Annotated in this window: 8 protein-coding genes; 1 reads left to right on the top strand and 7 read right to left on the bottom strand. The window is 32.2% G+C overall.

The features are described 5' to 3' along the window. Positions 1-19: 19 nt before the first annotated feature. The 7 genes from AABL85_RS10605 to AABL85_RS10575 form a co-directional block, all read right to left on the bottom strand. Complete coding sequence (locus AABL85_RS10605; protein ID WP_341310058.1) at positions 20-2,314, bottom strand: hypothetical protein; 2,295 nt, start codon at positions 2,312-2,314, stop codon at positions 20-22. Between the two features lie 25 nt (positions 2,315-2,339). Next, positions 2,340-6,230: a hypothetical protein gene (locus AABL85_RS10600; protein ID WP_341310057.1), complete on the bottom strand. Its 3,891-nt coding sequence runs from the start codon at positions 6,228-6,230 to the stop codon at positions 2,340-2,342. Positions 6,231-6,885: 655 nt separating this feature from the next. Then, positions 6,886-8,022, bottom strand: a complete 1,137-nt coding sequence (locus tag AABL85_RS10595) for a helix-turn-helix transcriptional regulator (RefSeq protein WP_341310056.1) — start codon at positions 8,020-8,022, stop codon at positions 6,886-6,888. Positions 8,023-8,031: 9 nt separating this feature from the next. Beyond that, a complete protein-coding gene (locus AABL85_RS10590) occupies positions 8,032-9,000 on the bottom strand; it encodes an AraC family transcriptional regulator (RefSeq protein ID WP_286414490.1) in 969 nt (322 codons plus the stop codon). Between the two features lie 846 nt (positions 9,001-9,846). Continuing rightward, complete coding sequence (locus AABL85_RS10585; RefSeq protein WP_341310055.1) at positions 9,847-12,219, bottom strand: hypothetical protein; 2,373 nt, start codon at positions 12,217-12,219, stop codon at positions 9,847-9,849. Between the two features lie 104 nt (positions 12,220-12,323). Next, positions 12,324-13,151, bottom strand: coding sequence for a lysophospholipid acyltransferase family protein (locus AABL85_RS10580; protein ID WP_225581739.1), 828 nt, complete (start codon positions 13,149-13,151; stop codon positions 12,324-12,326). Positions 13,152-13,308: 157 nt separating this feature from the next. After that, positions 13,309-13,950, bottom strand: a complete 642-nt coding sequence (locus AABL85_RS10575) for an NUDIX hydrolase (RefSeq protein WP_286462797.1) — start codon at positions 13,948-13,950, stop codon at positions 13,309-13,311. Positions 13,951-14,001: 51 nt separating this feature from the next. On the opposite strand from AABL85_RS10575, the gene AABL85_RS10570 reads away from it, so the two are divergent. Further along, the gene (locus AABL85_RS10570; protein WP_006258697.1) at positions 14,002-14,445 is read left to right on the top strand and encodes a DUF4268 domain-containing protein; all 444 of its coding nucleotides are present in this window, start codon (positions 14,002-14,004) and stop codon (positions 14,443-14,445) included. Positions 14,446-14,471: the final 26 nt, after the last annotated feature.

Here is a 14,471-nt window from a genome sequence, read left to right as displayed (position 1 = left end):
TTTTGTATTCTATTTTTTATTAGTTACGTCCAACAACGATCCATTTCGTTCCATTAGACTTGATAATCCATCCTTGGAATGGCATAGCTCCATAAGCTAAAACATCGCTTCCTGATTTGATATTTAAATACCCATTGTGCTTTTCATCAGCATTCACAATCTTAATACTGATAGTTTGTCCTTCAGTACCATTAACAACTGGTAGAGTAAGATTAGTATCAGTAGCTCCTAAAGTCACTTCGATAACAATCTCTTCCATTGAAGGGTGATAGTTATTTACTACTGAATTATCTCCTCCAATAGTAACATCTCCTTCTTTATTAATTGTAACGTTACCTACTCCTTTATCAATTGTAGCTAATTTACCATCTGCATCTACTACAACTACTTTTGTTGTTTTATCTTTAGCTGGAGAATCTAATCCAGTAATAGCTAATGAACCACCTTTAGTATTATCAATTGCTAAAACAGTATTTTTATCAACTGTACCACCTAATTGAATATCATTACCAGCTTTAGTTAAACCATTACTCGCTGTAACTGTGTTACCTAAAGCAGAAGCATCAATCCATTCTGTTACATAAGTAACTTTACCTTCACCATCTGTAACTTCTTTAGTAACTAATACTTGACCTGCAGTAGTACCTCCTTTTATTTCTATTGTCGTCTCATCTAACAAAGCTTTTGTTCCACCTGTTACAACAATTGATTTAGATTCTAATGCTTTACCTTTAAGAGTCTCACCAGATACTTGTTGGTAAGTAACTGTTCCATCAGCATTAGCCACTGGTACCATACCTTCTTCTGCATTTTTAGAACCTCCACTTCCGTCTGCAACTGTCGCTTTCATTTTATCAGAAGTAACAGCTCCATCAGCAATACCTAAAGTCACATCTTTCAATAAAGAGTTAGCTACTTCAAAACTTGTGTCTGCAGCACCAGTAGCTGTTACTGTAATTCCATCTCCTTTTAATGTTTTAGCTTTTAATGGATCTGTACCATCTGTACCTTTCTCAATAGCATCTTCAATTAAGTTCTTAGCAGAAGTTTGTTTTAATACACCATCTTTATCTGCGATAACAAGTTTATCACTTCCTGAATCTAATTTATTTCCAGTAGTAGCATCTTTGCCTACTAGCTCTTCTAATCCTTTAATAGCAATATCACCAACTTTATCACCCTTAGTATCTGTTAAGTCAATAATAGCACCTGGTGTAGTACCATCATTTTTAATCTTACCTCCTAAGTTAACAGTGTTGTCATCTTTAACTGTAATACCTTGACCAGACTTTACTGTATTTCCTGCTGCATCAACCCATTTTGTTTCATAAACAGTTTTTCCATTTTCAACAATTGGTTGTCCTTTATCATCTAATTTAGGAGTCGTTACTAAGATTTGTCCATCCTTATCTCCTCCTTTAATCTCGATATTCACATCTTTTAAAAGAGATTCCTTACCGTTCTCATCAATTACGATTGATTTAGATGTTAATGCTTTTCCGTCTATAGCACCATTTTTAATAGCATCTTCCATTAAATCCTTAGCAGATACATTCTTTAAGATACCGTCAGATCCCATTACTACAATGTTTTGTGTAGTAGCATCAAATTTATTTCCTGTAGTAGCATCTTTGCCTACTAGAGTTTCTAAACCTGAAATAGCTAATGTATTATCTTTTGTAGTCTTGATTTCAGTAGCTTTTGATAAATTACCACCTAATCCAACATGTACTTTATTATCTTTTGGATCAATTACTGCATTAATTCCATTATCACCTATGATAGTTCCGTTAATAAAATCTTGTGGATTAACCCATTTTGAAATATAAATTGGATTTCCTTCACCATCTGTTTTACCAGTATCCTCAGTAACTAATACTTGTCCATCTTTATCTCCTCCTTTAACACTCACTTTATAGTCAATATCATGTCCATCAGGAGTTGGATCTACAGTTACATTAGTTCCTGCAGAAACGGTTACGGCACTTCCTGAGTTAGAAGATACGAAACGTACCCATCTACCTTTAGTCTCATCATTTTGATCTGCTGTTTCCCAGTAGTAAAAACCAGGAGTTACATCTCCTGCTGTAGCAGTATTATAAACAAATAATGCATTAGCTGGTTTTGAAACTGGAGAAGCTATTTTAGTATCTTTTAACTCTAATCTAGGAATCAATAAACCTCTTTTGTTAGAAAAGATCTCTACAGCAGATGATCTATCTGGTGTATTAGTTCCGAATCCTTGTTGAGCGTATATATTTGAAGTTGTTAAAACTGTGAAAGCTACTGTAGCTGATAATATTAATTTTTTCATTTTGATTTCTAATTAAGTAAGGTGATTAAAATTTGTTAACGATTTGCCATTGAGTACCATCAGATACTAAATCCCATCCAGAGTAAGGAAGAGCTGTGTATAACTCACTTGCTCCCTCTATGTTTCCTTGTACAGTTACATAGTTATCCTCTTCTGCATCGTACTTTTTGATAGTGTATTTCTTTCCTTTATTTGCTGCTGTTGCTGTAGGAAGATTTACTATTACATCTCCATTAACAGCATTTCCCAGTAAGATTACATCCTTATCTTCTACGCCATAAACGCCATCAATTACTTTAATAGCATTCATTCCTTCAAGGTTTAAAGAAATAGTAGCATCATGACGAAGAGCATCTTTACCACCATCATCGATAGTTAACATTCCTCCTGCCACTTTAAGATCTCCTTTTTTACCTGCTAACTCGTTAATAGCTCCTTCTACAGTATTAGATGTTAATCCGTTATCCTCAGTAGGCTTCGTATAAGTAACATGCTTAGCGTTAACTTTATTATAAGTAACTGTTCCATCAGCATTAGCCACAGGTACCATACCTTCTTCTGCATTTTTAGAACCTCCATTCCCGTCTGCAACTGTCGCTTTCATTTTATCAGAAGTAACAGCTCCATCAGCAATACCTAAAGTTACATCTTTCAATAAAGAACTAGCTACTGAAGTATCAGTACCTTCTTTATCTCCAGCTGTTACCGTAATTCCTACTCCTTTTAATGCCTTTGCTTCTAAATTACCTGCTTCAACAGCATCTTCAATCAAGTTCTTAGCAGAAGTTTGTTTTAATACACCTTCTTTATCAGCGATAACTAGATTATTTTCTAATACTTTACCTTTCTCTACTGAATCCATATTAGCAATAGCTAATGTGTGATCTTTTGTATCGATAACAGTTGCTTCTGTTAAAGCACCTCCTAATTTGAACTCACTATTACCATCTAAGTCATTCACTACTGTAATACCGTTGTTAGCAGTTACAGTTCCTGATACAAAGTCTTTAGGATCTACCCATTCTGTAACTTTATGAGTTTCTTTTATATCTGTACCATTAGCATCTTTACCTACAACTATTTCTTTTGTTTTTGTAACTAATACTTGACCATCTTTATCTCCTCCTTGAACTTCTATAACAGTCCCATCTAAAAGAGCTTTTTCACCACCAAATACTGTAATAGAACCTGAAGTAAGTGCTTTACCTTGTGTTTTTGCTATATTTTCAACGTTAACAGACGCTACACCATCTTTAAATAAAATAGTTGGATCTACTTCAGCTTGTTTAGTAACACCAGCTGTAGTACCATCCGCATCAGCAATCTGAATCACATAATCTTTACCTCCAGTTGTATTAGTTGAACCTTCTACTATACTAATTGGAGCATTTCCTGTGAAAGTATCTTTATTATTTAAAGTAGATTGATCAATCCACTGTACTTGACCATCAGCTCCAGTAACTAATACTTTAGATTTTCCATCTGATGCCATATCTTCAGGTTTAATCGTACCATCTAATATCTCGTCTGACGTTACAGCACCTGTAGCAATATGATCTGCAGTTATTTTATCTTTTCCTATGTTTAATTTTACATCAGCTAATAATGAATTATCTGCTAAAACAGTAGTTGATGTACTATCAGTACCTATCACAATAACTCCATCTGTAGTTAAAGCTTTTGCTTTTAAATCCCCTACTTCAACAGCATCCTCAATCAAGTTCTTAGCAGAAGTTTGTTTTAATACACCATTAGCATCAGCAATAACTAAATTGTTCTCTAATACTTTACCTTTCTCTACTGAATCCATATTAGCAATTGCTAACGTATACTCTTTAGTATCGATAACAGTCGCTTCTGTCAAAGCACCTCCTAATTTGAACTCACTATTACCGTCTTTATCATTTACTACAGTAACACCATTCTTTGCAGTTACAGTTCCTGACACAAAATCCTTAGGGTTAACCCATTCTGTAACATAAACAGGGTTACCATCAGCTCCCATAACATCTTTACCGTCCGCATCCTTTAATACAACATCAGTAGTAACTAATACATCACCTTTATTCTTACCTCCTGTTACTTCTATTTTAGTAGTATCTAATAATGCTTTCTCTCCTCCGATAACTGAGATAGAACCTGAAGTAAGAGCTTTCCCTTTAAGAGTCTCTCCAGAGATTTCTTTATAAGCAACTCCTCCTATTCCATCAGCTACAGGGATTTGTCCTTCAGCTACAGGATTAGTAGTTCCATTTTCTGAAGTAAAAGAAGTCATCTTATCTGCTGATACAGACTTATCACCTAACTTTTCGTTAGTAACTGCTTTATCGTCCAACTTCTCAGTAGAGATTCCTTTATTTGCTACTTGGATATTAGCATCTGCTAATAATGCTTTAACTCCAGTTGTTTTAGCTGTAAATTCAAGACCTCCTGATACTACTAAATTTCCTGTTGTCCCTTCTACTGTTGTGATTTTTTCTAATAATTTCTCTATTGCTCCTTGAACATTTGTTACGCCAAGGTTTGTAGAGTTATCATTATAAACAATTGCATTAGCATTTGCATCAATTTCACCAATTACATCACCGTTTGAGTTTTTGAACTCATAAACATTCGTTGCTTTATTTAATGCTACTGATACTTCTTTTGGATCAATAGTTACTCCTGCTGCCCCGCTTAATGGTTGACCATTTGCATCTATTTCTTTCTCGTTATAATAAGTATAAGTACCATCAGCATTTTCAACTAATGTCGTAACAGTCTCGTTGTCTGTTACTATCTTGTTAAACTTAGTATTATCTACATTTACCCATGAGTTAGTAGTCTCATTCCACTCTTGGAAGATAGCATCTCCTGTTGTAGCATCGTAGATAATCTTAGTAAATCCACCTTTAGATTCTGTTAGATAAGTAATATAATCGTTCACTGTTTTGAATGTACGTCCATCAACAGTAACAGGTCCGTTATTTACTATCTCTTCTAAGTTATTAACCACACCTCCTACTACATCAATAGCATAGATTCCTTTTGGTAAATTAGAAGCATCTACCGTAGTTGGCACTACACCTTTATTTTCTACTAAATACTCTTCAGAAACGTAGTATTGCTTTTTATTTATAGTGATAATAGCGGTCTTACTTTCATTAGCAGTAACCACTTGGTTAATAGAAACTTCTTCTCTATCTCCATCTTTAGTTACATAAGTAAGCTTTGCGCCATCGTAATACACATTACCTCCTACATGTGTTCCATCTAAATAATTAGTAATGTGTTCTTGAACAGTGTTATTATTGATGATATCACCAAACTTATTGATAACTGTCTCTTTTACTTTAATGCGAATACCTTCACCAGTAATTTTACCATTACGGTCAACAGCACCTTCATTATAATAAATATAATCTCCACTAGCATCGTCATAAACGATAGAAGTTAATTTATCTTTAATCTCTTTTTTAACTATTTTGTCACCATCTTTAGTAATATGATATAATATATCACCTTCATAGATAACATTCCCTTCAGTATTCTTAACGATATTCTTGATGATATTCTCAACTTTATCTCCATCTTTATTTACAATTTCTTGGAAATTATTCACTACTATCTGAGGTATATCTTTATCCGCTGTTAAACGAACCCACTTGTTAATATCCCAATAGTAATACCCTGGAGTAATATCTTTCTCCTCAGAAATTTTTGTAGCGTAAACCATCAAGCTTTGAACATTACCATTTGTGATAGTTGTTCTGTCAGTAGCACTAGTTAATGCAACATTAGGAATCAATAAACCCCTATTACTTGACTCGATTAATAATTCTGCAGATTTATTAGGTGTTGCTGTACCAATACCTACTTGGGCATTAGCGGCAAAAGTTCCTAATAAAAGTGCAACAGGAAGTAATCTTTTTTTCATAACAATAATGATTAATATCTTATTTTAAAAAAATGCTACTGAAGAAAGTTCTAGTCAAATGAATCTTAGATCAAGTAGTCTTTTATAATTAAATTATTAACAATGCCTCGTTTTGTTTTTATTAGCATCATTTTACACGCATACACCTTAAATCTATACGCGCATTATTTATGCTACAAATTTCTCTTAAAAGAAGAGATAAAATGTTCCAAAACATTAGCTCGAAAGACGTACCAACAAAATGAAACATGAAACAAAAAACCATTAACACCACGCTAACAGATACTTACAAAATACTTTTTTATTTATCTCCAAAAAACACAGCAATGTTAAAAAAAAGTAGAAAAAGACCTATAAAAAGCGTTTTTGAAACAACAAAAACAGCTTTTTGAATCATAAATACTACAATAAAAAAAGTAAATCTTACAACTAGAGTCCCCTCTCATATTTACCAAAAAAGAACACAGATACCACTGATATTTTTATGATATCGTGGCAGTATTTCACCACTCTTAGCACACAACATAGAAAGTAGAATATCATTCTATAGAACAAAACAGATCTGCTTAAAACAAAAAAAAGTCACAACATTGGCGAAACGTTGTGACTTTTTTGTAAGATTTGATTCTACACTGGCTATGTAAAATCGAGGTAATTAATTATTGCTGTTTGTCGTTCTGACTTGTTGATTCTCAATATACTCTGAAGGAGAAACCCCTACATATTTTTTAAATGCTCTAAAAAAAGAAGTTCGAGAATTAAATCCACATTCTTCCCCTAATTCACTTACTGAAACATTGTAGTCTCTAGCTTTTAATGTCTCTTTAGCGTATTCTACTCGCAACTCATTGATATAAGTATTGAAATTCTTACCATACTCAGTAGAGAAGAACTGTGACAGATGATGTCTCTGTATACGTGTTAATTTCTCTACTAAATCCAACGAGCAATTTGTTTTTAAAAACAGTTGCTCTTTAAGAATTACTTTTTCTATTTTCTCTTTATACTCATCTACAAATTCATTTGCAAACTTAGATTTCTCATACTTGTTTAGCTCTACATCAACTATATCTCCAGACTTCTCCTCTTCCCTCTGATTAATATAAACCTCATCGCTTTTCAATCTTTCTACATAATAGAAAAAAATAGTCATTGCTAAACATAGCACCCCCAGATATAATACATTACCATCATTATTAGGGATTGCATTATACAATACTAAACCTATTGATACAATACCTACAAAAACCATAATCCAAATAACACGTAACACCAACAAGCGTAAATGACTTGATATTTTTAATTTGCTAACTGCTAGATAACCAAAAACAGCATAAAGAATTAACTGAATACCTAATACTACATAATTAATTAAATAGTAACAAATCAAAAATTCTATATCCACATTTCCTAAATTAAATAAGGTAATGATATATCCAATAAAAAAAAGAACACCTGGTACAAAGTGAATATAGTCATCTTTAAGAAATACTATCGCACTTTTACCTGTATCAGCATTTTCTTTAACCTCTTTTACAAATGTTTTAAAACAACAGTAAAAATAGGGGGCATAAAATATTCCAAATGGCATCCCTAAATAAACAAATGTTTCTTCTTCAAAAAAGAATCGCACTAGAATAGTTACAGTACAATGAAAAATCATGAATAATAAAAACCAATTTAAAATTCTTTGAGAGCTTCTTTTACTGACTAGTCTATTATTTATAAAGTATGATATACATGCAAAAACAATTGCTGCTGATAAGATAAGTATATATAAATATTCTTCCATAACTTACCTTTATGCAACTAGACTTCTATATCCTGAAGGGGTTTGACCGACAAAATACTTAAAGTACTTATTAAAAGTAGATTTACTACTAAATCCACATTCATCCACAATTGCTTCAATAGTTAGATTCTGTTTCTTCTCTATTAAAATCTTTGCATGTTTAATTCTATACTGAGCTAGCAATTGGTAGAAATTAGTATTCATATCGTGATTAATAACTTCTGATAATTGATGCTTACTCATCTCAACTTCTTTAGCCAAATGATCTAATGAAAAACTTGTATCTAAATACTCATCAGAACTCTCAAAATAGTGAATGATGCTTTTTACTTGACCACTAACTTCTGTATCTAGCACATCTGAAACAACAACATTCAACACAGGAGCTTCGATAATCGTATTTGCATATTCTTTACTTTCTTCCTCAACAATCTCTTCTGATTGACTAACGATCAAGGTAAGTGTCGAAAACAAAATAGCAAAGAAGTCTATTCCTCCAAACAAGAAAGAACTCGTAACTCCATAGCTCTTATCAAATAAATCCATTAGGAAATATAAGAAACAAATTACTGTACCAGCAACAGTATAAAAACTAAAAAAACTAATAAAAGTAAATGCTTTATGACTTAAATTCTTTGCGTGTACTGAATTTATATTTTTACAAATAGCCAATAGATAACCTACTAAAAAAACTAAGTTGACAATCTCATATAGTCTTCTCATTTCAGTAAAGGCTAATACTAGTACACCTAAAATAACGATAAAATGTAATTGTAATTTTGTATATATATTGACCTTAGTACGGTCATATTTAATCATAGTATATATGATAGGTAGGACAAAGTATCCAAACGTAATATTAACATCTATTAATGATAATAAAAATTGCAAAGTCACTAAAACAATAGCTAGCTTCACTATCTTCTCAAAGATAGCTTTGTCATTTTTTGCGTTATAAGGATTACTCAAAAATTTCATGCGTTAGGTGGTGTTAATGCAATGCTTTGGAAGCTGCCCTCAACGCACAAGATCATACGCCACATATTTATACAATATGTGGTACATGCCTAGATAAGTGGGGACTTAAATATGAATATTCGCATATTCCTATTTTTCTCTAAAGCAGTGCAAATTTATTACTTATTTCTTACTTAAATACATTTTTTAACAATGCAAGATCAGTTTTATGAAAATCATACAGATAAACTTAAAATGACAAACAAAAAACAATCATTACACAATAAAATATTAAACTTTATTTACCATTCCTCTATAAGTAAAGAAAATAACAAACTAAATTACCCTTATTTTGTAAATATTACTAAAAATATTATCTCAAAATTCGATTATTAAGCAATTCTATCTCCTATTTTCGTTACATGACATATATCATATTTTCTTTTTTAGATATATTATATACTCTTAAAGCATACTTTCATCAAAAACGAATGGTTAACTTCTGTAAATAAGACAACAAGACATCTAAAAAGTCACATATAATAATACCATAAACACGCAGAATTCACATACTGTCACACACTGCTATTTCAACAAGAAGCACAAAAACAACTTATAACCATTATTTTAACTCAAATTCACATATAAAACAAACAAAAAACATTAATAAAAAGTAAATAACACAATAATCATAAATATTAAAATATTTCAAAAGTCACCATTCTTGTTTCAATTTTATCTGTTTACTTACATTTTAAAAACAAAAAAACAGCCATATATAGCTATATATGACTGTTCATGTTTCACTCTATTAAAACAAACTACGATACATTGTTTTAACTTATTAAATACTTTATAAAGTATTCCTTATTGTACCGCTTTAATTTTTTCTACCCAGGCGTTCCATAATTGCTGAGCGACCTCATCTAACTCTGGGCATTTTCCTCCACCAAAGACTTCATAGTCATTAGAAGTCTCTTCATCTCCTTCATAAAAGTAGTAATAAGTATATACCTCTTTTGCCCATACTTTTTTGGAGATCAACCCTAACAACTTCCTCACTTTCTCTTCTCTTTCATCTATATTAAAACGAATAGTATAATTCCCTTCTTTAAAATAGAAATCTAATGAAGTATCATAAACAACTTCCTTGGTGTTCTCTCTTAAGTTTCGAGGACATACCTTCAAATGGTATTCTTCATTGACCCAATACTCAGTAGGTGTGTTCTGTCCTTGTTGTACATAATCAACGATAGCTGTTAGAAATTTAGTATTAGCAGTATGATCCATTAAAGAATAATTCTGATTAATATCAACCTCTATTTGCGCTAAACTCCATAATCTATCAACTGCTTCACGTTCTAGACTAGGTAATCTATATTCTTGAGGTATTTCATCTACTGTACTCTGATAACGTCCATGTCCATCAAAAGCCTGAACTATCATATCGAAGTACTTACTGGCATTATCTCTATCATTTAAACCGTGATAAGACCATGCAAGACTAAACCAATAATTAACCTTTGCAACCTCATCTACTAAATCAAAATACATTATATTACTAAAAAACTCTTCTGTTATAGCAATAGTTTTATGAAAGTCGTGTTTCTTATATCGCACATAAGTAAAAAAGTCTGCAGCCATATAAATCATCTCTGATACAATGTCCTCATCCTCTATTTCTTTTTGTTCAAATCGCTCTTTTAAACTGTAATAAAACGACTCTGCTTCCTCATATTGATCAGCGTTTATATAATTCTTTAGAATACGTCCTTGAACCGACATCCATTCACTACTAAATTCATCGTGATACGTCAGTAGCTCCTGAGAAAAATACTCCACTTCCCCAAATTCTTCTAATATTTCTGCTAAAAACAAACCATTATCTAAATTCTCTATAAAAGGAGATAGCTCATATCCTTTTTTATGAAGTGTTAAGGCATATCTACAATCATTAGTCTCATAAGTATCTTCCTTCAGTTTAGATACGTTTCTGATAGCGATTCCTAGGTTATTACATAGCATTGCATAGCCATGACTATTATTATTTACCTTTGAGCCTTCTCCTCTGTCAAAATAAGCATCTAGCTGAGGGATAACTAATCCTCCTATTTCTTTTGCTTGTTCATAATACTTTAAAGCTCTTTCATTATTTTCTCCTTTTAATTCACCTGCTCTCTCTAAAAAGCGAGTCATTAAGTTATACCCATAAAAACTATCACATCGAACAGGATACTCCTCTAATGATATTGAAAACTTTTCTGCTAACTCATAATAAGTAAAGAAAAGAGAACTTGTCACTTCCTTTACTACTGAATAATATTTACTTAAAGCTTCGAAAGCTCTCTTTGAGTTCTTCTCTACCACAAGGTAATAGCGTATTTTCATACGAAGAACTATTTCATTATCAGGGTTAGCTTTTAACTCTTCTTCTATTATATCAGTATACCTCATCCCATATTCACGTGTATTCTTCGCTCCAAATTCCTCTGGATAATCAATACCTATATGATATAATAAAGAGATTAAATTCCAATATCCTTCTAGTTTTCCTGCTTTATATAGTTCTTCTATTTCTTTTCCGAAATTGACACTATACTCATTACCATGAAAAATATAAAAAGAATTTAATAGCTCATAAGCCTCATTATACTCTCCTCTTTCTAAGAACAACCGTCCTCCTTGATAAGTAGCGTAATAGTGATCAGGGAAATGATCATAAGCTAATTTATAAAAAGACACCGCTGTAGCGTAGTCTTCTAACTCACGATATAGATAGGCGATCATATAATAAGTCTCACCAAACTCTTTATCTTGCAGGCTATAATCTTCTTTAAGTAACGATATTTCGATTAACTTATCATGTAATACCTCAATTGCTTTCTCTTTCAACTCTAGTTTAGTCTCATAGATCCAAGACAACCAATCAAAAGCACTGAACACAGATTTTTTATCAGTAGGCAGTTTATCTATAATTTCTTGTGCTGTAGACATCATCACAGACACATCATCATAGTATGGTCCATTATAGATGCGTATTTTCCAGAATAGCGCATCTTTATTTAAAGCATCTTCTCTTAGAATTTCCTCTATGATAGATAATATCTGTTCTGACAGTTCTTGATTTTTATGATATAACTCTGTTTTATAATCTTCATTGGCATTAGACAAATCTTCTCCCATCACCAACTGATCGTATAATTCTTTTATTTCGTCTAATCGTTTATCTTTTTGCTCCATAAAGCACGTATTTCCTTTTTTGTATAAATAAACGATAAAGATAATACATTAACCAATTCCCCAAAAAGAGACTTCAATATTTTACCCCAAACAAAAAAGACGAACTATCGTTCGTCTTTTTTATAATATTTGTAAGTTCTTTTCTCATTTAATGCCTTCTCCTCTTCTATAAATTCTTCTGGTATCACTTTCAAGAAAGAAGGATGTTGCTCTATCGCCATCTCTACTTTTTCTACGATTTGTTCTATAGTATCATTCTCGTAGTCGATATCTAAAGGCTCCTTAATCACCATAGACTGTAGAATACCTTTTTTCTTTAGATGTAATCCCTTTTTATCAAAAGATCTTCTAAATCCATCGATAACAATAGGCACTACGATAGGCTTATAATTCTTAATAATGTGAGCCGTTCCTTTTCTAATAGGTTTAAAAGACTTAGTTGTTCCTTGAGGGAAAGTGATTACCCATCCATCATCTAGAGCTACTTTAATATTCTCTACCTGATCTTGATTCACCTCTCTCTTCTCTTCTAATTCTTTCCCTTGGCTTCTCCAAGTTCTATCTACCGTCACAGCTCCTACATAAGCTAATATACGCGGTAGCCATCCAGCTTTCATTGTTTCAGAAGCAGCTACATAATACAAATTTAACTTTGGCTTCCAGATATAGAATATATTCTTGATAGAATCCTCACGTCCTTTAAGACTTGCATTAAATACGTGATACATCGCTACCACATCAGCAAAGTAAGTTTGGTGATTAGAAATAAACAGTACATGCCTATCTGGCAATTGTCTAAGTACTTCAGATCCCTCTATTTGTAAACTATTAAAGCCACGGAAACGCTGATGCGTCGCAAATCCAAAAACTCTAATTATCCACTTCTTTAAAAATAAAATATGACCAAATGGATTTCTTTTAAACAATCCCATAATTCACACACATTGGTTCGAACTACAAAATTACAACTTTTACTCCTCTACTTTGTTAATTAAATGAAATAACTCATACTTCTAAGTACTAAATAATATTAAATAATCACTAATATACTGAAAAACAGCACATATAACGAATCAATATTTTTATTACCTACTTATATATCTGCTTAATAGTTTCCTTTAACTCACTTAACATCATTGCTGTAGCTCCCCAAATCGTAAAATCATTGTATACATACGCAGGTACATCTATAAATTTAGCATAACTAGTCTGTAGCCCTACCTCTTTGACAATGCTGTCGTCTAACAGAGTCTTAAGTGGCATCTCTATTACACTAGCTACCTCATCTACGCTTAATGTCATTTTAGGAGTATGGTCTATCACTCCTAAATAAGGTTGTACTATAAAATTGCTAGGAGGTATATACACCCTCGTAAATGCTTTTAGCACTTGTATTTTACTAGGAGACACTCCTATTTCTTCATCCGTTTCTCTTAGCGCTGTCATCTCTAGTGATAAGTCTTCTTCCTCATACTTCCCTCCTGGGAATCCTATTTGTCCTGAATGCACCCCACCACAGCTAGCTCTTTCTATTAATAAGATAGAAGTATCTTCTCCCTTAGGATACAAAAGCATCATCACAGCAGAATACCTCGGATCCTTTTTAATAAAATCATCTACAGCTAAGTAAGGACGCCTTTCTTCAGGCACCATAAGTTGCTGTGCTTCTACTCCGAGTAGATTAACACTTTTAATTTCTGGTATTCTATGTAAAAGAGAATCAAAAGTCATATTTTTGTACACGTATTAATTACAACTACTAAAATTACAATTTTATTATCTATGTTTAGCAAAGAAGAAGCACAACGAATAAAAAAAGAATTCTGGATAACTTTTGCAGATGAATATCCTCGCAAATGGTTATTGCACAATACTAAAATTAAAGATTTCTCTTTTAAATTCTACGCTGATAACAAAAAAGCACAAGTTTTATTAGACATAGAACATAAAGATGAAGAAAAAAGAAAAATCTATTTCGAGAAGATTGAATCTCTAAAAACGATCTTACTTGAAGAATATCTTCCTGAAGCTATTTTTGAAAGAAACTTTTACCTAGAAAACGGTAAATTGATCAGCCGTATTTGGATAGAACAACCAAATGTGTGTATCAATAACAGAAAGACTTGGAATGAGATCTATGATTTCTTTAATGATAAAATGAACCTTTTTGAACTATTTTTCTACGAACACGAAGATTATATAAGAGATTTAGAAATAAACACGTAATTTTAGCGTTATATATCTAAGTTTCT

This window comes from Myroides odoratimimus (genome assembly GCF_038039805.1).
In the GTDB taxonomy this organism is placed as follows: Bacteria; Bacteroidota; Bacteroidia; order Flavobacteriales; family Flavobacteriaceae; genus Flavobacterium; species Flavobacterium odoratimimum_B.
Note: the sequence above shows the minus strand (reverse complement) of the source record. Positions and strands in the feature narration are given on the sequence as shown.

Bases quoted from the DNA above. Each gene is read 5' to 3' on its own strand.
- AABL85_RS10585 (WP_341310055.1), bottom strand. From the start codon at position 12,219: ATGGAGCAAAAAGATAAACGATTAGACGAAATAAAAGAATTATACGAT.
- AABL85_RS10605 (WP_341310058.1), bottom strand. From the start codon at position 2,314: ATGAAAAAATTAATATTATCAGCTACAGTAGCTTTCACAGTTTTAACA.
- AABL85_RS10580 (WP_225581739.1), bottom strand. From the start codon at position 13,151: ATGGGATTGTTTAAAAGAAATCCATTTGGTCATATTTTATTTTTAAAG.
- AABL85_RS10575 (WP_286462797.1), bottom strand. From the start codon at position 13,950: ATGACTTTTGATTCTCTTTTACATAGAATACCAGAAATTAAAAGTGTT.
- AABL85_RS10595 (WP_341310056.1), bottom strand. From the start codon at position 8,022: ATGGAAGAATATTTATATATACTTATCTTATCAGCAGCAATTGTTTTT.
- AABL85_RS10570 (WP_006258697.1), top strand. From the start codon at position 14,002: ATGTTTAGCAAAGAAGAAGCACAACGAATAAAAAAAGAATTCTGGATA.
- AABL85_RS10590 (WP_286414490.1), bottom strand. From the start codon at position 9,000: ATGAAATTTTTGAGTAATCCTTATAACGCAAAAAATGACAAAGCTATC.
- AABL85_RS10600 (WP_341310057.1), bottom strand. From the start codon at position 6,230: ATGAAAAAAAGATTACTTCCTGTTGCACTTTTATTAGGAACTTTTGCC.